The sequence below is a fragment of the Kitasatospora sp. NBC_00070 genome (genome assembly GCF_045041205.1).
GTDB lineage: Bacteria > Actinomycetota > Actinomycetes > Streptomycetales > Streptomycetaceae > Kitasatospora.
The window spans coordinates 3,034,669-3,056,922 of sequence record NZ_CP108247.1 but is presented as its reverse complement, the minus strand read 5'-3'; the positions used below and the strand labels follow the sequence as shown (position 1 = coordinate 3,056,922).

Genomic DNA, 22,254 nt, shown 5'->3' with positions numbered 1-22,254 from the left:
GGGCGGGGTTCAGCCGGGCAGCAGGTCGGTGACCTCGCCGACCAGCAGCAGGTCCTGCGGGCCGCCGCCGCCGCTCAGCGGGGCGGTCAGCGGGGCGGTGGAGACCGGCCGCAGGCCGTTGTCGGGTTCGAGGGCGAGGCCGTTGTTCAGCACGTCGGCCGAGGACTGGGCGAACGGGTCGAGCCGGAGCGTCTTGGCCGGCCGGACGCCGTGGCCGAGCGCGCCGGTCACCGCGCCGAGCCCGGCGCCCGCGTCCACCGGCTGCAACTGGCCGCCGGGTGCGGGCAGGTCGACCGCCTGAGCGGCGGTGGGGGCGCCGAGCAGGGCGGCGGCGGTGAGCAGGCCGAGCGACAGGTGCTTCCTGAGCGTCATGGGTGCAACTCCTGGATGGTGCCTGGACGGACGCCGAAGCCCCTCGGTCGGCGGACCAAGGGGCTTCGCACGGGTGTACTGCGGATCAGCGGGTGATCAGCAGTCCTCCTCGGCCATCGGGGGCGCCTCGACGTTGGCGCAGGAGTTGCCGAACGACGGGTTCAGCAGGCCGACCAGGTTGGCGCTGTTGCCGCACAGGTTGACCGGGATGTGCACCGGCACCTGGATCGAGTTGCCGGAGCCGACGCCGGGGGAGCCGGCGGTGACACCCTCGGCGGAGGAGCTGGCCAGGGCGGAGCCCGCACCGGCGGCGACGATGCCGAGGGCGGCGGCGCCGACGGCGGCGGCCTTCTTCACGTTCTGCATGGGGGTTGATCTCCTAGATCACACAGGTGAGGGGTGGGTGGTGCCCCCCGTGGGTACGGGGGGCACCACCCGGGTGAGGCATGGTCAGCCGGAGCTGAGTCAGCCGACGTTGGCGCAGGAGTTGCCGAACGACGGGTTGAGCAGCGCGATGACGTTGACGGTGTTGCCGCAGACGTTCACCGGGATGTGGATCGGGACCTGGACGTTGTTGCCCGAGAGCACGCCCGGGGAGCCCGCCACGACGGCCTCGGCGCCGGAGCTGGCGGTGGCGGCACCGGCCGAGCCGAGCAGCAGGCCGGCGGCGGCGAGGGAGAGGACAGCAGCCTTCTTCATGTTGCGCATGGGGATTCCTCCGTTTGGGCGGGCGAACCGAAATGTCGCCCGAGTTCTGGGGGGTACCGTGGGGTGTTTCCTTCGAGCGGCCCAAGTGCCTTGTTGCGCCCGTGGCTTGGGCGGTCTCGCTCGGCCGCTTCGTTCACGCGCCCCGTCGTTCAGTTCTCGCACGGTCGAGATCCGGACGCAATCGCGGCGCGCCCAGGCGGGTGTCGAAATACTCCACCTGGAAGTCATCGGGTCTGACGTGACGTCAGGATCAGGCGTTGACGCAGGAGTTGCCGAACGACGGGTTCAGCAGGCCGATCACGTCGACGGTGTTGCCGCAGAGGTTGATCGGCACGTGCACCGGGACCTGCACGGAGTTGCCGGAGAGCACACCGGGCGAGCCGGCCGTGACGGCCTCGGCGGAGGCGCCACTGCTGTGGTGGCCGTGGGCGGCGGCAGCAGCGGCGCCGCTCAGCAGCAGGGCCGCGGTGGCGGCGGTACCGAGAGTGCCGTAGGCGAGCTTGCGCATGGTGCGAACTCATTTCTTGCGTGTGGATCAGCGGGCTGGGTGGAGCGGGTTTCGCCAGTAAGAACGACCCAGGTCGCGGGGGGAAACGGGCGGCTTCCGTGATCACCCGAATGCCCGGATTGCTGCATTCGGGTGATTGTCGAAGTCCCGGCGCAACTGCGCCGGTTGGCCCTCGTTGGACTCGACGCACGCCTGTGCGCTTCCTTGCTCGTCCGCTGTTGGTACGGCAACTGGAAGAACTGATCTACGAGGAGACTCAAATGAGCGTCAAGAAGGCCGCCGCTGTCGGCGCCGCTGTTGTCGGCATCGTTGCCGCCGGTGCGGGCACCGCGATGGCGAGTGCCGGGGCCGAGGGCGTCACCGCCGGCTCCCCGGGTGTCATCTCTGGCAACTCCGTCCAGGTTCCGGTGCACGTCCCGGTCAACCTCTGCGGCAACAGCGTCAACGTGATCGGCGCGCTGAACCCGGCGTTCGGCAACTCCTGCGCGAACGTCGGCTGAATTCAGCCGCGTAACACCTGAGTTGTCTCCGAACAGCGTCTGACGCCCCGCCGTCGGACCGCCTCTCGGTCGATTCCGCCGTACCCGAGCCGCCGCTCCACGCCTCCCCTCCTGAGGCGCGGGGCGGCGGTTCCGTGCTGTCCGCGCCCGGTCGGGAGAGGTGCCAACTCCGTTGTCCTGCCCAGGTCCTGACTCTTGTTGCGTTACTTGTCAGTATCTAACATGTGAGCCGGGCTCATCTTCTGCCCACCGTTCCACGCCCGATACTCCGCGCCGCCCGGCGCCTGCCGAGTGGCCCCCCACCCTCAAGGAGTCACGCGTGATCAGGACAGCTCTCCCCGGTGCGCGGCGACCACGCCGCGCCGCCCTGACGGCCGCCGTCGGCCTGTTCGCCGCCCTCGCCCTCGCGGGCACCCCCACCGCCTCGGCCGCCCCCACGGCCACCGTGAAGCCCGCCGCCGTCGTCGCGCTCGGCGACAGTGCCATCTCCGGTGAGGGCGCCGGTACCGACACCGGCGACGCGTACGTGCCGGGCACCGACACCCCCACCAACTACTGCCACCGGCACGGGAAGTCGGAGATCTTCGTCACCGACCTGCCCGGCGTCACCCCGATCGACCTGGCCTGCTCCGGCGCGCAGACCGGCGACCTGGTCAGCGACCCGGAGCTGGCGAAGATCACCGGCCCGGGCAGCGGTGACTTCGGGGAGGTCAAGCAGGACGTCCAACTCGCCCGCACGGCGGCCGAGTACGACGTCAAGATGGTGGTCGTCACGATCGGTGCCAACGACGACTTCGACTTCAGCGGCATCATGATGAGCTGCCTGACGCAGTACTTCCCGGTCCCCAAGGACCAGGGCTGCCGGGACACCATCGGCAGTGCCGCGATCACCCAGCGGGCCGAGCGGGTGATCCCCAAGGTGGTCGCGGCCCTCACCGGCGTCCGCAACACCATGCGGGCCGCCGGGTACGCGGACTCCTCGTACCAGCTGGTCTACCAGTCCTACTTCACCCCGATCACCCCGGACATCCGGCGCAACGACTACGTCGGCAAGGTCGCGGACGGCTGCCCGGCCTTCCCCGAGGACCTGGCCTGGGGTCACAACTGGGTGGTCCCGACGCTGAGTGACGCGCTCCGGACGGCGGCGGCGCAGGTGCCGGGGGTCAGGTACCTGGACCAGCGGCGGGTCTCCTACGGCCACGAGGTCTGCGCGGGGTGGACCAGCTCGCCGTACGAGTACACCAACGGGGACGTGATCGACCTGTCCGAGAAGACCAGGAACGGCTGCGACCACGAGATCGGCATCCCGGGCGTCTGCATGAACATGGTGCGGCAGTCCTACCACCTGCGGGTGGCCGGCTACCGGGGCGAGGGCGTCTGCCTGAGCCAGTTCTACCGGCAGCCCGGGCTCCAGGAGGCGTTCTGCACCCTCAACCCGCAGAACACCACGTCGATCGTCCCGCTGACGCCGGGTCAGCCGTTCCCGGACCGGCCGGAGGCGGGCTCCTGGTACCAGCTCACCAACGTGGCGACCGGCCAGGTGCTGGACTTCGCGGGCGGCGGCACGTACGGCGACGCCACCAACGGGCGGGCCGCCGTCGGCTACCGGGCGACCGGCGGGCTGAACCAGTCCTTCGTGCTGAACTCCCGCCCGGCGGGCGGCTTCACGGTCACCTTCAGCGGCAACCGGGAGATGTGCCTGGACGCCACCGGAGCGGCCACCGCGCCCGGCACCAAGCTGGTCCAGTGGGCCTGCCACGGCGGTGACAACCAGCGCTGGATCTTCAAGCCCGCCGCGGCCGGAGGCTACCAACTGGCCACCGCGCTGGACCAGTCCAAGGTGATGGGGCTGTCGGCGCAGCAGGACGGCCAGGGCAACCGACTGGTCGCCCTGGCCGCCGACTCCGGTGCGGCCGACCAGCGTTGGCAGCTCACCAAGCTCGGCATCGCGTACCTGCCGTGACGGCCGGTCCCGGCTGAGTGCGGACGGGTCCGGGGGCTGCCTGACCCGGACCCGTCCGCTCCGCCGCTACGGCAGCCAGTGGTTCCCGGTGATCGCGATCATCACCTGGAGCTGGATGCTGGCGCCGTAGTAGCCGCTGGGGTCCAGGGGTGTGGCGTTCAGGTTGTTCCAGATCGCGTCCAGCCAGGCCTGGCTGGACGGGTCGGTGGCGGCGGCCACCGCGAACGGTGCGATGAAGGCGACCGAGGAACCGGCCTCCGCCACCGAGCCGTTCAGCTTGTACCCCTGGGTGATCTTGCTCGGGTCGCCACCGGTGGCGGACTTGATCCAGGTGTTCATCTTCCGCACCGCCGCCAGCGACTTGGCGTCGCCGGTGGTGAGCGCGTCCACCCCCAGCCGCCACGGGTCGCGGCAGGCGTTCCAGGAGTAGGCGCCGTCCAGCGGGGACTCCAGCACCTTGCCGGGGGCCGGCTTGGGGTCGCTGGTGTTGGTGTTCACGACGAAGTCGGGGAGCAGACCGGTGGTGGGGGCGTACTTGGTCTGCAGGTGGCTGATCACGTTCTGGTGGGCCGTCAGGATGCCGTCCCAGGCGCTGTCGCCGGTGGCCTTGCGGAAGGCCTTGAAGTGCCCGGGCACCCAGTCCGAGCTGCGGCTCATGGTGTTGTCGTTACCGGAGGACCAGTCGCCGAGGTTGGTCAGCTTGGTGCCGGCGACCACCTCGCTGGCCTTGATCGCGTTGATCCGCTTCACCGCGAGCGCCTTGTAGTTGTACGTCCCGGTGCTGCCCCACTGCTTGTCGGCGAGCAGCAGCGCGTACGCGATCTCCAGGTCGCCGTCGGTGGCGGAGTCGCTGCCGTCGACGCTCTTGCAGCTCGCGTCCTGCTCGGCGGCGTGCAGGTCGCCGTTGTTGACCGAGGGGTGGTCGAGAACGAACCGGAGCACCCGGTCGAAGGAGGTCTTGGCGCCGCTGTCGGCCCCGGCCATGGTGGCCAGGATGGTCAGACCGTACCCCTGGCCCTCGGCCACGTACGGATGGTCGGCGTCGGTGGAGGCGATCGCCGACCAGGCGCTGTTCGAGCACTTCGAGGTGACGAAGGCGGCCTTCCACTTCTGGTAGTAGGCCACCACCTTGGCGTCGTTGGCGGCCTGGTTGCCGGAGACCTTGATGGTGCCGTCGGCGTAGGGGAAGGAGTGGCTGCCGAACGGCACGTTGACGCCGCCGGGTGACGGGGAGCTGGTCGGCGTCGGGCTGGGGGTGGGGGTCGGCGTCGAGGTGGGGGTGGGAGTGGGCGTCGGGGTGCCGCCGCTGCCGTACGCCTCGACCTCGAAGAGCGAGTAGCCGTACGCGGTGCCGCGGGCGGTGCCGTAGACCCGGAGGTAGCGGCCGGTGCCGCTGACCGTCAGGTCGTCGGTGCCGCCGTCGCCGGTGCTGGTGGAGTACACCTGACGCCAGCTGCTGCCGTCGTCGGAGAGCTCCACCCGGTACGCCTTGGCGTACGCGGCCTCCCAGCTGAGGACGACCCGGTTGACCGAGGTGCCGGCCCCGAGGTCGACCCTGATCCACTGGTTGTCCACGCCCTCGGCGCTGGCCCAGCGGGTGGTGCCGCTGCCGTCCACGGCCTTGGCGGCGGCGTAGCCGCTGCTCTCGGTGGAGGAGACGGTGACCGGCTTGTTGAGCGCGAGGTTGCCCGGGGCGGCATTGGCGGGGCTCAGGGCGAGCAGGCTGGTGAGCAGCGCACCGGCTGCCGTTGCCGCGCAGAGCGCGACCGAAGTCTTGCTTCTGGTAAGGGACATGGCGGGAGCATCCCGGCCCCGGACGGCGGGGGTCAACGGGTGGGTTAGTAAAGTTTCCTAATAGAGACCGACGTTCAGCGGGCTGTACTGCTCCGTGCCCGGACCGGTCGCCCCCGACCGTCCGGTGGACCGCCCAGCAGGCGGACAGCCCTGCGGGAGCCGAGCCCGATCGAGCAGGATCGGTGCACCACCTGCCTGCCCTGGAGCCCGTGATGACCACCGCAATACCCGGCCCCCGGATCGCCGCCGTCGCCGAGGAGTTCGGCACCCCGGTGTGGATCTACGACGCGGAGAGCATCCGGCGCCGGATCGCCGGACTGCGGCAGTTCGACACCGTCCGGTTCGCCCAGAAGGCGTGTTCCAACACCCACCTGCTCCGGCTGATGCGCGAGCAGGGTGTCGCGGTGGACGCGGTCTCGCTCGGCGAGATCGAGCGCGCGCTCAGGGCCGGGTACCGGCCGGACGGCGTGGACCAGCCGATCGTCTTCACCGCCGACCTGCTGGACCGGGCCACCCTGGCCCGGGTGGTCGAGCTCGGTATCCCGGTCAACGCGGGCTCCCCGCAGATGCTCGAACAGCTCGGCGAGGCGGCCCCGGGCCACCCGGTCTGGATCCGGATCAACCCCGGCTTCGGCCACGGCCACAGCCGCAAGACCAACACCGGCGGCGAGCAGAGCAAGCACGGCATCTGGCACGAGCACCTGGCCGCGGCGCTCGACCTGGTCGACCGGTACCGCCTCGACCTGACCGGCTTTCACATGCACATCGGCTCCGGAGTGGACTACGGCCACCTGGAGGCGGTCTGCGAGACCATGGTCAAGCAGGTCAGGACGGCCGGCCGGGACATCCGGGCGATCTCGGCGGGCGGCGGCCTCTCCGTCCCGTACGCCCCCGGGCAGCCCGAGGTGGACACCGACCGGTACTTCCGGATCTGGGACGCGGCCAGGACCGAGCTGGCCGGTGAACTCGGCCACCCGGTCCGGCTGGAGATCGAGCCGGGCCGGTTCCTGGTGGCGAACTCGGGGGTGCTGGCGGCCGAGGTGCGGGCCCGGAAGCCGGTCGGCAGCAACCACTTCGTGCTGGTCGACGCGGGCTTCAACGACCTGATGCGCCCCGCCATGTACGGCAGTGCGCACCGGGTCACCGTGCTCCGGGACGGTGCCGAGCTGGACACCCCCGCGATCGACACCGTGCTGGCCGGGCCGCTCTGCGAGTCCGGCGACGTCTTCACCCAGGAGCCCGGCGGCGACGTGCTCTCCGTCCCGCTGCCCCGGGTGGAGATCGGCGACCTCGCGGTCTTCCACGACACCGGCGCCTACGGCGCGAGCATGTCCTCCACCTACAACACCCGCCCGTTGATTCCCGAGGTGCTGGTCGACGGCCCGGCGACCCGGCTGATCCGCCGCCGCCAGACCGTCGAGGAACTGCTCGCCCTGGAGGACTGAGCCCGCACGGCACTAGCTCTCGGCCAGCAGGGCGCGGACGGCGGCGGCCTCCGGGGAGCCGAGCTGTTCGAACAGGGCGAGGGCGGTGCGCAGTTGCGGGGCCGACGGGAGTGACCGGCCGAGCACGGCGTGGGCCAGCGCCCGGGCGTAGGGCTTGCCGAGGTCGTCCGCGATGGTCAGGCCCTCCCAGTCGCGGTGCAGGTGTGACCTGAAGTGGCCCAGTGCCTCGGTGAGTTGCTCGACGGGCGGCCCGGTGGTCGCCGTCCAGCAGGCGCTGACCCGGCACGGCTACGGCGGGCAGCTCGAACCCTGGGGCGCCGACGGGGACTTCGGTGACGCCACCGAGGACTGCGTCTGCTCCTTCCAGCAGGACCGTTCGATCGAGGTGGACGGCGTGGTCGGCCCGGTCACCTGGGGCCACCTGATGGCCTGACCCGCCCGACCGCAGGAGGGCCCCGTCCGCTCGGCGGACGGGGCCCTCCTGCCTGGACCGGTCGGTCCTACTCGTGCCGCAGGGCGCTGGGCCGCATCAGCCGGAGCACCAGCGGCAGCCCGAGCAGGGTGACCAGCAGCACCGAGGCACCGGCCACCCCCGACAGGGTGAGCATCGCGCTCCAGTCGAAGCTGAAGTCCAGCCCGGCCGTGTACTGCAGCACCGCGCCCATCAGCAGCCCGCCCGCCGCCGCCAGCGCCAGCCCGAGCGCCATCGGGATGGCCGTCTGCCACAGCACGGACAGCGCCAGCACCCGGCGGCGGGTGCCGAAGGCGTACAGCACGCCCAGGATCCGGCGCTGCTCCCGCAGCCGCTCCAGCTGACCCACCAGCAGGCTGAGCGAGACCAGCAGCAGGGTCATCCCGGCCCCGGCGGTCAGCACCCGCTTGACCGCGAGGTAGGTGTGGTTCTGGCCGTTCTCGAACAGCGAGACCGTCCGGGCCTGCGGGGAGATCGTCATCGCGTCGGTGGTCAGCTGCTCCAGCGGCTCCGGAGCCGCCGGGTCCATCGCCACCAGGACGACCCTGCGCTGCCCGTTCAGCACCTCGGGCGGTACGGCCCCCGGAGTGAGCAGCAGCAGGTTGCCGCTGTAGGCGATGCCGGGGTCGACCCGGCTCAGCCGCGGCGCGGGGGCGAGCACGGCGGGCAGCGTCCAGAGCGGTGCGTCGCCGCCGCCGGTCACGCTGTTGACCCGGACCTGGGTGCCGGGCGCCACCGGCCGGTCCCTGAACCGCGCGCCCGGCTCGTCGCCGATCGGACTGGCGAAGGCGTCACCGTCCTTGCAGCCGGGCAGGGCGGCGAACCGGGCCAGGGTGGCGCAGTCGGCGATCCGTACGGTCTCGCCGTACCAGTTCTCGCCGCCCGGATCGGTCATGTTGAGCTCCACGAAGCCCGCCGCCCCCGCCACCCCGGGCGAGCGGCCGAGCCGGTCGGTCAGCTCCGCCACCGCACCGGTCGGGAACTGCACCCGGTGCTGGAAGCGGTACCCGCTGGTGTCCGGCTCGGCTGGCCGGTAGGTCTGACTGACCCCCACGAAGAGGGTCTGCAACGCGATCGCCCCCGCCACCGTGACCACCACGCCGGTCACGGCGGTGGCGGCCGGCCCGACCCCGAGCTGGAGCCGACGGACCGCCAGCTGCCAGGAGAGACCGCCGCCGCCGGCCCGCCGGATCACCGCCCCGACCAGCCAGGGCAGCAGGGTGCAGACCGCCGCGAGCATCAGCAGCACGCCGAACGAGACCAGCAGCGAACCACGGGTGTCCTGCACCGGGTTGAACAGCCCGTCCCGGTCGGTGCGGCCCGGGTTGTACCCGGAGGGCAGCGCCATCGCCGCACCGACCACCAGCAGGCCCGCCGCCAGCAGGGCCAGCCGCCACCAGAGCCGCCGCCGGTCCGAGCCGCTGCGCCGCACCACGCCGAGCGGGTCCACGGTCACCCGGCGCATCGCCAGCAGGGTCACCCCGATGGCCAGTACCGGCACCACCAGGGCCACCGCGACCGCGATCAGCGGCTGGGGCGAGATGTCGGAGGCGTAGAAGCTGAAGCCCGCCACGGTCAGCTGTTCGATCAGCTGACGTCCGATCAGGAACAGCGCCACCCCGGCCACCAGCCCGAGCACCGAGCCGATCAGCGACTCGCCCGCCGCCAGCCTGGCGGTCATCCGCCGGTCCGCCCCGGCCAGCCGCAGCGCGGCCAGTCGCCGGTCCCGGCGCTCGCCGCCGAACCGCGCGGCCGCGGCCAGGAAGACCCCGACCGGCGCCAGCATCACCATCAGCCCGACCACGTTGAGCAGCACCAGCCGGGGGTCCATCGGCTTGGCCGGCGAGAAGTGCCCGTACTCGGTGACCCGGTGCGCCCCGCTCTCCACCGCGAGCCCGGAGCTGCCGAGCACGAAGGCGTACTGGCCGGGCCCGAGCAGCCCGTCCGGGCCGATGGTGCCGGTCACCGGGTAGGGCAGCCGGTCCCGGAGCAGTTGGTTGCCGGGTGCGTCCAGCAGGTCGGCGAGGGCGGGCGAGACGGCCATCCGCCCCGGTGCCGGGAAGGCGGCCAGGCCCGGGGGGACGGTGGCCTGCGGTCCCTCGGGCTGCACCACCCGTCCCCGGATCGGGGTGTCCCGGAACTTGGTGTCCGCGTCGGCGACCAGCACGCTCTGCCCGGTCGGTCCGGCGGGGCCTTCCTCGAAGGCGTCGTTCTGCAGGTAGAGCCGGTGGTTCCGGTGCTCGACGATGCCGGGAAAGGAGGCGGTGAACAGCAGCAGCGCCACCCCGAGGCCGACCCCGGCCGCGGTCAGCAGCAGCCGGCCCCAGCCCTCCCTCCCACTGCCCAGCGCGAGCCGGGCGCCGAGCCCGAACTGCGCCAGCAGCCGCGACCTGACCTGGTCGCCGGGTGCCGTCGAGGGGGGCCGGACCAGGGTCGGGGCGCTCACGCGGCGGCCGCCAGGTCCTGGGTACGGCCGTCCCGGACCACGACCTCGCGGTCCGCGTACGCGGCCACCCTCGGCTCGTGGGTCACCAGGACCACGGCCGCCCCGGTGTCCTTGGCCGCGGCCGCCAGCAGGGCCATCACCCGCTCACCGTTCAGCGAGTCCAGCGCACCGGTCGGCTCGTCCGCGAACACCACCGACGGCTCGGTGATCAATGCCCGGGCCACTCCCACCCGCTGTCCCTGCCCGCCGGAGACCTCGCCCGGCCGCTGCGCCGCGACCTCGCCGACCTCCAGGCGCTCCAGCCACTCCCGCGCCCTGCTCTCGGCGGCCGCCCGGCGCAGCCCGTTCAGCCGCAGCGGCAGCGCCACGTTCTCCAGGCAGCTCAGCTCCGGCACCAACTGGCCGAACTGGAACAGGAAGCCGAACTCGGTCCGGCGCAGCGCACTCAGCTCCGCGTCCGTGCACCCGGCCAACTCCCGCCCCCGGTACGCCACGCTGCCGCCGTCCGGCCGGCTGATCCCCGCCAGGCAGTGCAGCAGCGTGGACTTCCCGGAACCCGAGGGCCCCATCACGGCGACCAGCTCGCCCGCCACCACCGAGATCGAGGCGTCGTCCAGCGCGGGCGTCAGCCCGAAGTTCTTCCGCAGCCCTCGGGCCGAGAGCAGCGTGGCAGGTGCGGTCATCGCACGGCTCCGTGTCATGTCGGTCGTTCACAGTACGGCCGCCACCATCCCCGGCGGCCCGTCGGGGCGACTATACACAGCAGGTATACATCGAGTTCATACGGCCCTGGCCTCGCGAAACCACCCGGCCCGGCGGGGACCGCGCGTGCCATACTCCGGTTCGTCCCGACCCGTTGCGAAGGAGCCGTTCCCGTGGAGCTGGAGACCGATCGGTCCTGCTGCGAGGTCCTGGTCAGCGGGACGGCGGCCGAGCTGGCCGAGCTGGCCCGGGTGGTGGCGGCGGGCGAGGGCTTCATCGGCTCCGTGCCGTGCGCCGGCGGGCTGACCGGGGTCGAGGGCCGGCGGCGGACCGGCCCCGGGGTCCTGGTGCACCTCGACGCCGAGCGGCAGGTCCTGCTGATCAGCGGTGACCAGGCCGGCCGGACGCTGTTGGGCGAGATCATCCAGGACACGGCGGAGGCCGACGACGGCGGCCACGTGCACATCGACTGGTTCCCCGGCCACTACTACCTGGTCGAGGGCTCGATCGCGCTGGTGCTCGACAGCCCGCTCGGCGGCACGCCGCTCAGGCGCTGACGAAGCAGAACTCGTTGCCCTCCGGGTCGCGCATGGTCCGGAACGCCCCCTGGTCGTCCCGGCGGAGTTCCCCGGCCGGGGTGGCGCCCAGTGCGACCGCCGCGTGGACGGCCGCCTCGACGTCGTCCACCGCGAGGTCGAGGTGCAGCCGGTTCTTCCCGGCCTGCTCCTCCGGCACCGGCTGGAAGGCGAGCCGCGCGAAGCCGGGCGCCTCGACGTGCGACCAGCCCCGCTCCCGGTCCACCGGCACGCCGCCGAGCAGCCCGGCCCAGAACCGCACCAGCACCTTCGGTTCCCGGCTGTCCAGCACGATCTGACGCAGACTCACTCGCATGCCGGGCAGCCTACGGCGTCGCCCGCGCCCCCGTCAGACCGAGCGCAGCCGGCCGGCGGCCGCGACGGCCGCGGCGCCGAGCGCGGTGGTCAACGCGGCGAGGCCGAGGGCCCGGCCGGCCCCGGTGGCGGCCACCGTGACGCTGTCGGCGTCCACGTCGCCCAGCGCGATCGCCCAACTCCCGGCGGCGGGAGGGGGCGAAGGTGATGGTGGTGGTGGACGGGGCACCGCCGGGGGTGGTCCGCAGGCCCAGGTACGGGTCAGCCTGGGAGCTGCCGTAGGCCGCGCCGAACGGCGTCGAGCCGCGATCCGTCCCTCGGTGGACAGTCGGTTCTACGCATGACGCACCCCGGCCGACGGCAGCCGGTGCCGGTCCGGCCGCCACCCGGACGGCTCAACCGGGCCATCTGCTCGACCGGGTCCGGCCGTCGGCGTCCGGCCGTCGGCGGCGGACGGGCCGTCAGGACGGTCCGGCGACACGGACGGACGAGCGGTCCGGGCTTCGGGGCGGAGCCGGTGTCCACGGGTAGCGTTCGACGGGATCACCAGGTGGTGGCGGAGGTGTCGCCGCCGTCCGCCGTGCGGGAGGGAGCGTCAGGGGTGGCCGAGCCGCAGTTGGCGCCGGAGGTCTTCGACCGGGCGATCGTCGCGATCGCGCTCACCGCCGGGGCCGAGCACCGGCTGGCCTACCGGAACGAGGCGTTCCAGGAGCTGTTCGGACCGCGCTCGCTGGGGGTCCCGGTCGGCGAGCTGTTCGCCGGCCCGGAGCAGGAGGGCGTCGTCCGGACCCTCGACCTGGTGCTCGCCGACGGCTCGGCCCGGCAGGTGACCACGCCCGCCGTGCTGGACGGTGCGGGTGACACGGACCACCGGCACTTCGTCTACAGCTGCTCGCCGGTCTCCTCCCGGCACGGTGCCGGGGTGCTGATCGCCGCCATCGACACCACCGAGCAGGTCCACTCCACCCAGGACGCCGAGCGGCTGTCCGCCGAACGCCTGCACGCGCTCGAACGGTACGAGGCGCTGATCACGGCGGTCTCCCAGCTGGTCTGGGTGGCCGGCCCCGACCGGTCGATGACCGAGCTGGTCTCCGGCTGGGAGCGGCTGACCGGGCACCCCTGGCGGGACACCATGGACTCGGCGTGGCTGGAACTCGTCCATCCCCGGGACCGCGAGGGCCTGTTGGAGCAGTGGACGCACGCGTCGGCGGGCGAGCCCTCGAAGTTCGAGCACACCTACCGGCTGAAGTTCGCCTCCGGCGAGTACCGGCACATCACCGCCCGCGTCGTGCCGGTGGTGCGCGACGGCGAGCTGGTGGAGTGGATCGGCGCGACCTCCGACGTCGAGGACCGCTGGCGCACCCGGCAGCGCGAGCGGCTGCTGGCCGCGTCCGTGGTGGTCACCGAGAGCAGCCGGCCGGAGGACGCCTTCGCGGCCGTCGCCGAGCTGGTGGTGCCCGATCTCACCGACGCCTGCACGGTCTTCCTGCTCTCCGCCCGGCAGAGCACCGGACGGCCCGACGAGACCATCGGCACCCGGATCGCCTCCGCCGCCCGGGCCGGTCTGCCGCCGCTGCCCGCGCTGCGCGAGCAGACCTTCCGGCTCGGGCCCACCGCGCTCCGGGCCGTCGCCGAACGCACCCCGGTGCTGCTCACCTTCCCGCCCGGCGAGGTGCCGGCCGGGGTGGTGCCCGCCGAGTCGGCCCGCTGGCTGGCCGAGGTGCACGCCACCAGCCTGACCCTGCTGCCGCTGGTCATCGACGGCACCACCGCCGTCCTCGCCGCCGCGGCCACCTGCCAGGACGGTCCGCCGCCCGGCGCCGAGGACGTCGAACTCCTCCGGGACGTCCTGCAACGCGCCCAGAGCGCGCTGGGCCGGACCCTGGAGCTCCAGCGGACCAGGCAGGTCGCGCTGGTCCTGCAACGGGCCATGCTCACCGACCCGCCCACCGTCCCCGGCACCGGGATCACCGCCCGCTACCAGCCGGGCAACCGGGCCGCCGAGGTCGGCGGCGACTGGTACGACGCCTTCCTGCTGCCCGGCGGCCGACTGGCGCTGACCATCGGCGACGTGTCGGGACACGACCTCACCGCGGCCACCACGATGGGACAACTGCGCGCCATGCTGCGCTCGTTGGCCTACAACCTGACCGGCGGTCAGACCCCCGCCGACGTGCTGACCGCGCTCGACCGGGCCGCCGAGGGGCTCGGCGTGGGCACCTTCGCCACCGCCGTCCACCTGCACCTCACCCGCACCGGCCCGGGCTGGCGGGCCGACTGGTCCAACGCCGGGCACCCGCCGCCGCTGCTGCTCCCCGCCACCGGCGAGCCGCGGTTCCTCACGGCAGCCGAGGCCGACGTCCCGCTGTGCGTCGCCCCGGACCGTCAACGCCATACCCACCGGGCCGAGTTGGACCCGGGCGACACCCTGCTGCTGTACACCGACGGCTTGATCGAGGTCCCCGGCGAGGACCTCACCACCGGCCTCGACCGCCTGCTGACCGCCACCAGGCACGCCCGGGACCGCTCGCTCGACGACCTCTGCGACCACCTGCTCGCCCAGGTCCCCGACACCCGCGACGACATCGCCCTGCTCGCCTTCCGGGCGGTGCTTCCGTCCGGCGGTCGAACCTGACCGGACTTCGGCTCAGGGCCAGACCAGGCAGTAGAGCTGGTGGCCGGCGTCGTGCAGGCGGTTGGCGAAGTCCTGCCACTCGTGCAGCATCGTGTAGATCACGAAGGCGTCCCGGGGGCCCCGCCGGTCGGGGACGGTGGACCAGATGAAGGCGGCGGCGCCGAGCTCGGTCTCGTCGGCCTTGCGGAGCGGTTCGACGACCGTGTGCGGCAGCTGGACCACGGCGTAGTCGGGGTGCAGCACGACCAGCTCCAGCGGCGGGACCTGGTGCAGCGGGACGCCCTGAATGCCCGTCAGGACCATGGCGGACATCGTCTCGGGCTTGATCTTGGTGGAGAGGTGGCCGTTCGGCGAGCCGCTGGTCTCCATCAGGTCGCCGAGCCGGCCGAGCGAGCCGAGCTCGCCGGCGTCCAGACCGAGGCCGCCGGGGCCGAGGGCGGTGGGGACTCTGGCGGCGGTGGCGCGGTCGGGTGCGCCGAAGTACTTGTAGGTGACCCCCACTCTGCCTTCGCCCCGCCTTCCCCTGCCGCCCGCACCGGTACCCCCGCCGGCCGCTCCGGCACGCCGACGTGAGCCACCCACGGCCTCGTCGGGGCCGTCCTGCGCCTCGGACACTCGGACCATCCTCACCGGAATTAGCCGGAACCGACAGACCCCCGCACGCTCGGTGTCCCTCCGAACGTGCCCACTACCCGTTCCGCGCTGCCGTACACGGACCGGCCGGTCACAGTCTGACCCATCGGAGCGGGCAGTCGGTCGCGGTGGTACGGACAACCGTACCCACGACGCTACAGACCGTACAGTCCGTTCGGGTCACATCGGGGCTGCACCCGTCCGGTACCAGGATCATCGTTCCAGATGATCGGGTCCGACATGCGGAGGTGCAGGACACGATTTGAGACCATGTCCGGGTGACCATCCCGAAGAGCTACCCCTACGAGGCCCCGCAGAGCCAGTCGCTGTTCGACCGCGCGTCGGTCGTGACCCCCGGCGGCGTCAACTCCCCGGTGCGCGCCTTCCGCGCGGTCGGCGGCACCCCGCGCTTCATGGTGTCCGGTACCGGCCCCTATCTCACCGACGCCGACGGCCGCGAGTACGTCGACCTGGTCTGCTCCTGGGGTCCGATGATCCTGGGCCACGCGCACCCGGCGGTGGTCGAGGCGGTGCAGCAGGCGGTGAGCCTCGGCACCTCCTTCGGCACGCCCGGCGAGGGCGAGGTGCTGCTCGGCGAGGAGATCGTCTCCCGGGTCGCCCCGGTGGAGCAGGTCCGGCTGGTGTCCAGCGGCACCGAGGCGACCATGTCGGCGATCCGGCTGGCCCGTGGTTTCACCGGCCGGGCGAAGATCATCAAGTTCGCGGGCTGCTACCACGGCCACGTGGACGCCCTGCTGGTGGCGGCCGGCTCCGGCGTCGCGACCTTCGGTCTGCCGGACACCCCCGGGGTGACGGGGGCTCAGGCGGGCGACACCATCGTGCTGCCGTACAACGACCTGGCCGCGGTCGAGGCGGCCTTCGCGGCCAACCCGGGCCAGATCGCCTGCGTGATCACCGAGGCGTCCCCCGGCAACATGGGCGTGGTCCCGCCGCTGCCCGGCTTCAACAAGGGGCTCTCGGAGCTCTGCCGGAGCAACGGCGCGCTGTTCGTCTCGGACGAGGTGATGACCGGCTTCCGCACCTCCAAGGCCGGCTGGTACGGCGTCGAGGCGGCCGTCGAGGGCTGGGCGCCGGATCTGCTGACCTTCGGCAAGGTGATGGGCGGCGGCTTCCCGGCCGCCGCGTTCGGCGGCCGGGCCGACGTGATGGGCCACCTGGCCCCGGCCGGCCCGGTCTACCAGGCGGGCACGCTCTCCGGTAACCCGATCGCCACCGCCGCCGGTCTGGCCCAGCTCCAGCACTGCACCGACGCGGTGTACGAGAAGGTGGACCTGGTCGCCGCCGAGATCTCCGCCCTGGTGAGCCTCGCGCTGACCAAGGAGGGGGTGGCGCACCGGCTGCAGAACGCGAGCAACATGTTCTCGGTCTTCTTCACCGACCACGCCGTCACCAACTACGACGAGGCGAAGCAGCAGGAGTCGTTCCGCTTCACCGCGTTCTTCCAGAGCATGCTGGCCCAGGGCGTCTACCTGCCGCCCTCGGCCTTCGAGTCCTGGTTCGTCTCGGCCGCGCACGACGAGCGCGCGATCGAGTGGATCGCCGCCGCCCTGCCGGCCGCCGCCCGCGCGGCGGCCGAGGCCCGGCCCGCGTAAGTCATCGAGGAGCGAGCACTGTGAGCGCGAAAGAGATCACCGTCGTCCACCTGATGCGGCACGGTGAGGTGCACAACCCGGAGGGCGTGCTCTACGGCCGGCTGCCGGACTACCACCTCTCCGAACTGGGGCGGCAGATGGCGGACCGGGTGGCCGAGCACCTCGCGGACCGGGACGTCACGTACGTGGTGGCCTCCCCGCTGGAGCGGGCGCAGGAGACCGCCGAGCCGATCGGCAAGACGCACGGCCTGGAGGTCGCGGTCGACGACCGGCTGATCGAGGCCGACAACATCTTCCAGGGCAAGACCTTCGGCGTCGGTGACGGCTCGTTGAAGAACCCGGCCTACTGGCGCTACCTCACCAACCCGATGCGGCCGTCCTGGGGCGAGCCGTACGTCGAGCAGGCGGTCCGGATGATGGGCGCCCTCGCGGCGGCCCGGGACGCGGCGCGTGGGCACGAGGCGGTCTGTGTCAGCCACCAGCTGCCGATCTGGATCGCCCGCAGCTTCGCCGAGCGGCGCCGGCTCTGGCACGACCCGCGCAAGCGGCAGTGCTCGCTGGCCTCGCTGACCAGCTTCACCTACGAGGGCGACCGGATCGTCTCGATCGGCTACCGCGAGCCGGCCAGGGACCTGCTGCCGGCCCACCTGGTGGGCAAGGGGAAGAAGGGCGACGCCCCGGTCGGCAAGAGCTTCGGGGCCTGACACCGGGCGTCGGCTCTGACGGTACGTCAACGCCGATTTGTCCGAATTAAGCGGATCGTAAGAGCAAGAAGCGCAGGTCAAGGGGGGTCCGTCGATGAACGCCGGACCCCCCTAAACCTGCCCAAAGTCTCATGCGAAACTTTTCACATGTCTGGGACGACCCGCCGTTACCTCCGCCCGGCCGCCGCGCTCGCCGCCGCCGCCGCGCTGACCCTCACCGGTTGCACCGCGGACTCCAGCAGTTCCGACGGCCGGACCGGGTTCATCTCCGGCGACGGTGGACTGGACACCGCCCCGGTCAGCTCCCGGCGGGCCGCGCCCGCGATCTCCGGGGCCACCCTGAGCGGCGACAGGGCGGCCCTCGCCGACTACCGCGGCAAGGTCGTGGTGCTCAACGTCTGGGGCTCCTGGTGCAACCCCTGCCGGGCCGAGGCGAAGGGGCTCCAGGAGGTCTGGTCGAAGTACCGGGACCAGGACGTCCAGTTCCTCGGGATCAACACCCGGGACCCCGACGCGAACAACGCCACCCGGTTCGAGGAGAGCTTCGGGATCACCTACCCGAGCCTGTACGACCCGGACGGCACCGAGATCCTCAAGTTCCCCAAGGGCAGCCTCAACCCGCAGTCCATCCCCACCACGATCGTGGTGGACCGGCAGGGCAAGCTGGCCGCCCGGGCGATGCGCCCGCTCTCGACGGAGGACCTGGAGCGCCTGATCGCGCCTGTCCTGGCCGAGCCGAAGTGAGCACCGCCCTCCTCCTCGCGGCGGGCCAGAACGAGACGGTGGCCAACGGGGCGATCCTGCTGGCCGTGCCGATCGCGCTGGCGGCCGGGCTGGTGTCGTTCTTCTCGCCCTGCGTGCTGCCGCTGGTGCCCGGCTACCTGAGCTACGTCACCGGCCTCTCGGCCGCCGACCTGGCCGACGCCAAGGGCGCCAGGCGCGGCCGGATGCTGCTCGGCTCGGCGCTGTTCATCCTGGGCTTCACCGCCGTGTTCGTCTCCGGCGGCGCGCTGTTCGGCTTCTTCGGGCAGACCCTGCAGGCGAACCAACGGACCATCAGCATCGTGATGGGCCTGCTGGTGGTCCTGATGGGACTGGCCTTCATGGGCCTGGTGCCCGGCCTGTCGATGCGTGAGGTGCGCTCGCACCGCCGCCCGGTGATCGGCCTGGCCGGGGCGCCGCTGCTCGGCATCGTGTTCGGTGTCGGCTGGACCCCGTGCGTCGGGCCGACCCTGGCCAGCATCCAGGGGCTGGCCTGGAACCAGGCCTCACCCGGGCGCGGCGCGTTCCTGATGGCGGTCTACTGCCTCGGCCTGGGGCTACCGTTCGTGGTGGCCGCGCTGGCCTTCCGCCGGGCCCTCGGCGCCTTCGGCTGGGTCAAGCGGCACTACCAGTGGGTGATGCGGATCGGCGGCGGGATGCTCGTCGTGGTCGGTCTGCTGCTCGTCACCGGCGCCTGGGACTCGATGGTCCGTGAGCTGCAGTCCTACGTCGCCGACTTCTCGATCGGAATCTGACCCGTGAGTTCCCAGACAGACCTTGAGACGGACGCGGAACGCCTCAGCAGCGCGCCCACCGAGCAGGACGGCCCGTCCGGCATCGGCGTGCTCGGCTGGCTGCGCTGGACGTGGCGTCAGCTCACCTCGATGCGGGTCGCGTTGATCCTGCTGTTCCTGCTCTCGCTGGCCGCCATCCCCGGCTCGCTGATCCCGCAGAACAGCCACAACGCCTTCAAGGTGCAGACCTGGAAGGCGGCGCACCCCACCGTCACCCCGGTCTACCAGAAGCTCCAGCTGTTCGACGTGTACAGCTCGGCCTGGTTCTCGGCGATCTACATCCTGCTGTTCGTCTCGCTCGCGGGCTGCATCATCCCGCGCACCTGGCAGTTCGTCGGCGTACTGCGGGCCAAGCCGCCGGCCGCCCCGAAGAACCTGACCCGGATGCCGGTCTACGCGGCCTGGCACACCGGGGCCGGCCACCAGGCGGTGAACGCCGCCGCGTACGCGCAGCTGAAGCGCCGCGGCTTCCGCGCCCACCTGTCCGGCGGCGCGGTGGCGGCCGAGAAGGGATACCTGCGCGAGGTCGGCAACCTGGCCTTCCACCTCTCGCTGTTCGCCCTGCTGGCCGGCTTCGCCTGGGCCAGCCTGGCCAGTGGCGAGGGCGGCAAGCTGGTGATCGAGAAGCAGGGCTACTCCAACACCGCGACCCAGCTGGACGACTTCACCGGCTCGGCCTTCTACGGGCTGAACGACCTGGACCCGTTCGGCTTCAAGCTGGACGGCTTCACCGCCAAGTACGCCACCAGCGGCCCGCAGGCGGGCAGCGCCCGGCAGTTCACCGCGCACATCAGGTACTGGACCGGCAGCGACACCGGGAAGCTGACCAAGGGCGACATCGAGGTCAACCACCCGCTGGAGATCGGCGGCAGCAAGGTCTTCCTGATCGGCCACGGCTACGCGCCCGTGGTGACGGTGAAGAACGCCAAGGGCGAGAAGGTCTACTCGGGCCCGACCGCCTTCCTGCCGCAGGACGCCAACCTCACCTCGACCGGGGTGCTCAAGGTCAACGACTACGGCGAGAAGGACGGTCAGAAGACCCAGCTGGGCTTCAACGGCTACTTCCTGCCGACCGCCCCGGAGAGCTTCGAGAAGACCGGCCCGGTCTCGCTGTTCCCGGACGCGGCCGACCCGATGCTGGTGCTCACCGCCTACGCGGGCGACCTCGGCACCGACTCCGGCCTGCCGCAGAACGTCTACCAGCTCGACACCAAGCACCTCACCCAGCTCACCCAGGACGGCAACCCGGCCCGGGCCCGGCTCAAGCCCGGCCAGGCCTGGACCCTGCCGGACGGCTACGGCACCCTCACCTTCGAGGGCTACCAGCAGTGGGCGAGCTTCACCGTCTCGCACCGTCCCGGCAACGCGGTCGCGCTGCTCGGCGCGGTCGCCGCGATCCTCGGCCTGATCGGCTCGCTGTTCGTCCAGCGCCGCCGGGTCTGGGTACGGGCCTCCGCCGGACCCGACGGCCGCACCCTGGTCGAGGTCGCCGGTCTGGCCCGGAGCGAGTCCGCGAGGATCGCCGAGGAGTTGGCCGAGATCGCGGTCGACCTCCAGGACGACGCCCCGGCCGTCGACGACGACGACCCATCAGATCACCCTGCCCGCACCGCACAGGACTCCAAGGAGTAGACGGTGAATCTCGCCTCGTCGGTCGACCCACACCTGGCCGACCTCTCCAACAAGCTGATCTACTCGGCGATGGCCGTGTACGTCATCGCCATGTTCGCCCACATCTTCGAGTGGACGTTCGGCAGCAAGGGCGCCGTCGCGGTCCGCTCGGTCGAGCAGGCCGGCCTGGCCGCCGCCGTCGCGGCCGCGCAGGCCCCCGCCAAGGGCACCAAGAAGGTCACCGTCACGGTCGCCTCGGCCGACGGCGGCACCACCACGCTGACCCGCACCGCACTCGCCGACGCCGGGGCCACCGTGGTCACCAGCGGCCGCGACACGGTCGCCGAGGTGGACGGTCCGGGCGCGGCGGGCAGCAGCGAGAAGGGCGACCTGGCGGGCCGGATCGCGGTCTCGCTGGCCGCGCTCGGCGCGGTGCTGCACGCCGGCGCGGTGCTCACCCGGGGCCTCTCGGTGATGCGCTGGCCGTGGGGCAACATGTACGAGTTCTCCTGCGCCTTCGCGCTCGCCATGGTGGTCGCCTACCTGGGCCTGCTGGCCGCCAGGAAGCCGGTCCGTTGGCTCGGCCTGCCGGTGCTGGTCGCGGTGATCCTCACCCTCGGCCTCGCGGTCACCGTGCTCTACACCGAGTCCGAGCAGCTCGTCCCGGCCCTGCACTCGTACTGGCTGGCGATCCACGTCTCCACCGCGATCTTCTGCGGCGGCGCCTTCTACGCGGCGTTCATCGCCACCGTGCTCTACCTCGGCAAGGACACCTACGACCGTCGGATCGCCGCCGGCCGCACCACAGGACCGCTCGGCACCCCGGCCTCGGTCTGGCAGCGGCTGCCCGCCGCCGCCACCTTCGACAAGCTCTCGTACCGGATCAACGCGATCGTCTTCCCGCTCTGGACCTTCACCATCGTGGCCGGTGCGATCTGGGCCGAGGCGGCCTGGGGCAAGTACTGGGAGTGGGACCCGAAGGAGACCTGGTCCTTCATCACCTGGGTGTTCTACGCCTGCTACCTGCACGCCCGGGCCACGGCCGGCTGGAAGGGCCGCAAGGCCGCGTACCTGGCGCTGCTGGCCTTCTCCTGCTGGCTGTTCAACTACTACGGCGTCAACATCTTCGTCACGGGGAAGCACTCCTACGCGGGAGTCTGACGACCCGTCCGCCGTACCCGTTCGCTGTACCCGTTCAGCCCGTTCGAAAGCCGCGACCGCGAGGAGGGCCGCACCATGCCTGAGTGCGACGAGGTCATGCTGACCGTCCGAATCACCGCTGCGGAGCGAGCGCTGCTCCGTCGGCTCGCCCAGAGCCATCGGAGCGACGTGTCGGAGGTGGTGGCGGACGGTCTGCTCGACGTCCTGCCGATGCTGCACCGACCGGCCGACGCCTACCGGCTGCTGGCGGCGCTCGCGCCGCCGGCGCCGTGCGCGCAGACCGTCTGGCTGCCGGCCGCCCTCACCGACCTCCTGGTCCTGGCCGCCGCCCGGGTGGCCCAGCTGACGGGCGTCCGGCTCGGCTCGGCCAGCGCGATCCTCGGCGCCGCGGTCCGCCTCTGGCTCTGCCAGGACCCCACCCGCCTGGAGGCCAACCTCAGCGTCATGCACGCGGGCCGCAAGGCCCTGGCGGTGGCCTGAGCAGTTGGCATGGGCTCTGCTTTTGGCAGATGGCTCGGCATCTACGGTCAGGGGCTCGGGG

General features: G+C 72.1%; 23 protein-coding genes. 13 read left to right on the top strand and 10 right to left on the bottom strand.

Features of this window, described 5'->3' with window-relative positions:
* Nucleotides 1–9 precede the first annotated feature (9 nt).
* The 4 genes from OHV05_RS14045 to OHV05_RS14030 all read right to left on the bottom strand — a co-directional run bounded on the left by OHV05_RS14045 (nt 10) and on the right by OHV05_RS14030 (nt 1,588).
* Nucleotides 10–372, bottom strand: coding sequence for a hypothetical protein (locus OHV05_RS14045; RefSeq protein ID WP_403040926.1), 363 nt, complete (start codon nt 370–372; stop codon nt 10–12).
* A gap of 96 nt (nt 373–468) precedes the next feature.
* Nucleotides 469–738, bottom strand: coding sequence for a chaplin (locus OHV05_RS14040; protein WP_403040925.1), 270 nt, complete (start codon nt 736–738; stop codon nt 469–471).
* A gap of 99 nt (nt 739–837) precedes the next feature.
* Complete coding sequence (locus OHV05_RS14035; RefSeq protein WP_405017945.1) at nt 838–1,080, bottom strand: chaplin; 243 nt, start codon at nt 1,078–1,080, stop codon at nt 838–840.
* A gap of 250 nt (nt 1,081–1,330) precedes the next feature.
* Nucleotides 1,331–1,588 carry a chaplin gene (locus tag OHV05_RS14030; protein ID WP_405017944.1) on the bottom strand — a complete coding sequence of 86 codons (258 nt, stop codon included), beginning with the start codon at nt 1,586–1,588 and terminating at the stop codon, nt 1,331–1,333.
* Between the two features lie 260 nt (nt 1,589–1,848).
* On the opposite strand from OHV05_RS14030, the gene OHV05_RS14025 reads away from it, so the two are divergent.
* Together OHV05_RS14025 and OHV05_RS14020 are read left to right on the top strand one after the other, a co-directional pair.
* Complete coding sequence (locus tag OHV05_RS14025; RefSeq protein WP_057231612.1) at nt 1,849–2,088, top strand: chaplin; 240 nt, start codon at nt 1,849–1,851, stop codon at nt 2,086–2,088.
* Between the two features lie 319 nt (nt 2,089–2,407).
* Nucleotides 2,408–4,051 carry an RICIN domain-containing protein gene (locus OHV05_RS14020; protein ID WP_405017943.1) on the top strand — a complete coding sequence of 548 codons (1,644 nt, stop codon included), beginning with the start codon at nt 2,408–2,410 and terminating at the stop codon, nt 4,049–4,051.
* Nucleotides 4,052–4,117: 66 nt separating this feature from the next.
* On the opposite strand, the gene OHV05_RS14015 is transcribed toward OHV05_RS14020, so the two are convergent.
* Entirely contained in the window at nt 4,118–5,845 is a 1,728-nt protein-coding gene (locus OHV05_RS14015; RefSeq protein WP_405017942.1) for a glycosyl hydrolase family 8, read from the bottom strand.
* 212 nt (nt 5,846–6,057) lie between these two features.
* On the opposite strand from OHV05_RS14015, the gene lysA reads away from it, so the two are divergent.
* Complete coding sequence (gene lysA, locus OHV05_RS14010; protein WP_405017941.1) at nt 6,058–7,290, top strand: diaminopimelate decarboxylase; 1,233 nt, start codon at nt 6,058–6,060, stop codon at nt 7,288–7,290.
* Between the two features lie 229 nt (nt 7,291–7,519).
* Nucleotides 7,520–7,723 carry a peptidoglycan-binding protein gene (locus OHV05_RS14005; protein WP_405017940.1) on the top strand — a complete coding sequence of 68 codons (204 nt, stop codon included), beginning with the start codon at nt 7,520–7,522 and terminating at the stop codon, nt 7,721–7,723.
* A 67-nt stretch (nt 7,724–7,790) separates the two neighbouring features.
* On the opposite strand, the gene OHV05_RS14000 is transcribed toward OHV05_RS14005, so the two are convergent.
* Nucleotides 7,791–10,208, bottom strand: coding sequence for an FtsX-like permease family protein (locus OHV05_RS14000; protein WP_405017939.1), 2,418 nt, complete (start codon nt 10,206–10,208; stop codon nt 7,791–7,793).
* Nucleotides 10,205–10,891: an ABC transporter ATP-binding protein gene (locus OHV05_RS13995; RefSeq protein WP_405017938.1), complete on the bottom strand. Its 687-nt coding sequence runs from the start codon at nt 10,889–10,891 to the stop codon at nt 10,205–10,207. The genes OHV05_RS14000 and OHV05_RS13995 overlap by 4 nt, the downstream gene beginning before the upstream one ends.
* A gap of 192 nt (nt 10,892–11,083) precedes the next feature.
* On the opposite strand from OHV05_RS13995, the gene OHV05_RS13990 reads away from it, so the two are divergent.
* Nucleotides 11,084–11,467, top strand: a complete 384-nt coding sequence (locus OHV05_RS13990) for a hypothetical protein (protein ID WP_405017937.1) — start codon at nt 11,084–11,086, stop codon at nt 11,465–11,467.
* Here the strand turns inward: OHV05_RS13990 and OHV05_RS13985 are convergent.
* Both OHV05_RS13985 and OHV05_RS13980 read right to left on the bottom strand, forming a co-directional pair.
* Nucleotides 11,457–11,801, bottom strand: a complete 345-nt coding sequence (locus OHV05_RS13985) for a VOC family protein (protein ID WP_405017936.1) — start codon at nt 11,799–11,801, stop codon at nt 11,457–11,459. The genes OHV05_RS13990 and OHV05_RS13985 overlap by 11 nt on opposite strands.
* A 33-nt stretch (nt 11,802–11,834) precedes the next feature.
* Entirely contained in the window at nt 11,835–11,957 is a 123-nt protein-coding gene (locus tag OHV05_RS13980; RefSeq protein ID WP_405017935.1) for a hypothetical protein, read from the bottom strand.
* A gap of 444 nt (nt 11,958–12,401) precedes the next feature.
* Here OHV05_RS13980 and OHV05_RS13975 point away from each other — a divergent pair, with 444 nt between their 5' ends.
* Entirely contained in the window at nt 12,402–14,435 is a 2,034-nt protein-coding gene (locus OHV05_RS13975; protein WP_405017934.1) for a SpoIIE family protein phosphatase, read from the top strand.
* A 12-nt stretch (nt 14,436–14,447) separates the two neighbouring features.
* Here the strand turns inward: OHV05_RS13975 and OHV05_RS13970 are convergent, their stop codons facing one another.
* Complete coding sequence (locus OHV05_RS13970; RefSeq protein ID WP_221503663.1) at nt 14,448–15,059, bottom strand: hypothetical protein; 612 nt, start codon at nt 15,057–15,059, stop codon at nt 14,448–14,450.
* 287 nt (nt 15,060–15,346) lie between these two features.
* On the opposite strand from OHV05_RS13970, the gene hemL reads away from it, so the two are divergent.
* The 7 genes from hemL to OHV05_RS13935 all read left to right on the top strand — a co-directional run bounded on the left by hemL (nt 15,347) and on the right by OHV05_RS13935 (nt 22,193).
* Nucleotides 15,347–16,681 carry a glutamate-1-semialdehyde 2,1-aminomutase gene (gene hemL, locus OHV05_RS13965; protein WP_405017933.1) on the top strand — a complete coding sequence of 445 codons (1,335 nt, stop codon included), beginning with the start codon at nt 15,347–15,349 and terminating at the stop codon, nt 16,679–16,681.
* A 53-nt stretch (nt 16,682–16,734) separates the two neighbouring features.
* Nucleotides 16,735–17,385, top strand: coding sequence for a histidine phosphatase family protein (locus OHV05_RS13960; protein ID WP_405021460.1), 651 nt, complete (start codon nt 16,735–16,737; stop codon nt 17,383–17,385).
* Between the two features lie 147 nt (nt 17,386–17,532).
* Nucleotides 17,533–18,129 (top strand): TlpA family protein disulfide reductase, encoded by a 597-nt coding sequence (locus tag OHV05_RS13955; RefSeq protein ID WP_405017932.1) that lies wholly within the window; start codon nt 17,533–17,535, stop codon nt 18,127–18,129.
* On the top strand, nt 18,126–18,902 hold the full coding sequence (locus OHV05_RS13950) for a cytochrome c biogenesis CcdA family protein (protein ID WP_405017931.1): 777 nt from the start codon (nt 18,126–18,128) through the stop codon (nt 18,900–18,902). Before OHV05_RS13955 ends, OHV05_RS13950 begins: the two co-directional genes overlap by 4 nt.
* A 3-nt stretch (nt 18,903–18,905) precedes the next feature.
* A complete protein-coding gene (locus OHV05_RS13945; RefSeq protein ID WP_405017930.1) occupies nt 18,906–20,573 on the top strand; it encodes a cytochrome c biogenesis protein ResB in 1,668 nt (555 codons plus the stop codon).
* Nucleotides 20,574–20,576: 3 nt separating this feature from the next.
* Nucleotides 20,577–21,713, top strand: a complete 1,137-nt coding sequence (gene ccsB, locus OHV05_RS13940) for a c-type cytochrome biogenesis protein CcsB (protein ID WP_405017929.1) — start codon at nt 20,577–20,579, stop codon at nt 21,711–21,713.
* Nucleotides 21,714–21,788: 75 nt separating this feature from the next.
* Nucleotides 21,789–22,193 (top strand): hypothetical protein, encoded by a 405-nt coding sequence (locus OHV05_RS13935; protein WP_405017928.1) that lies wholly within the window; start codon nt 21,789–21,791, stop codon nt 22,191–22,193.
* Nucleotides 22,194–22,254: the final 61 nt, after the last annotated feature.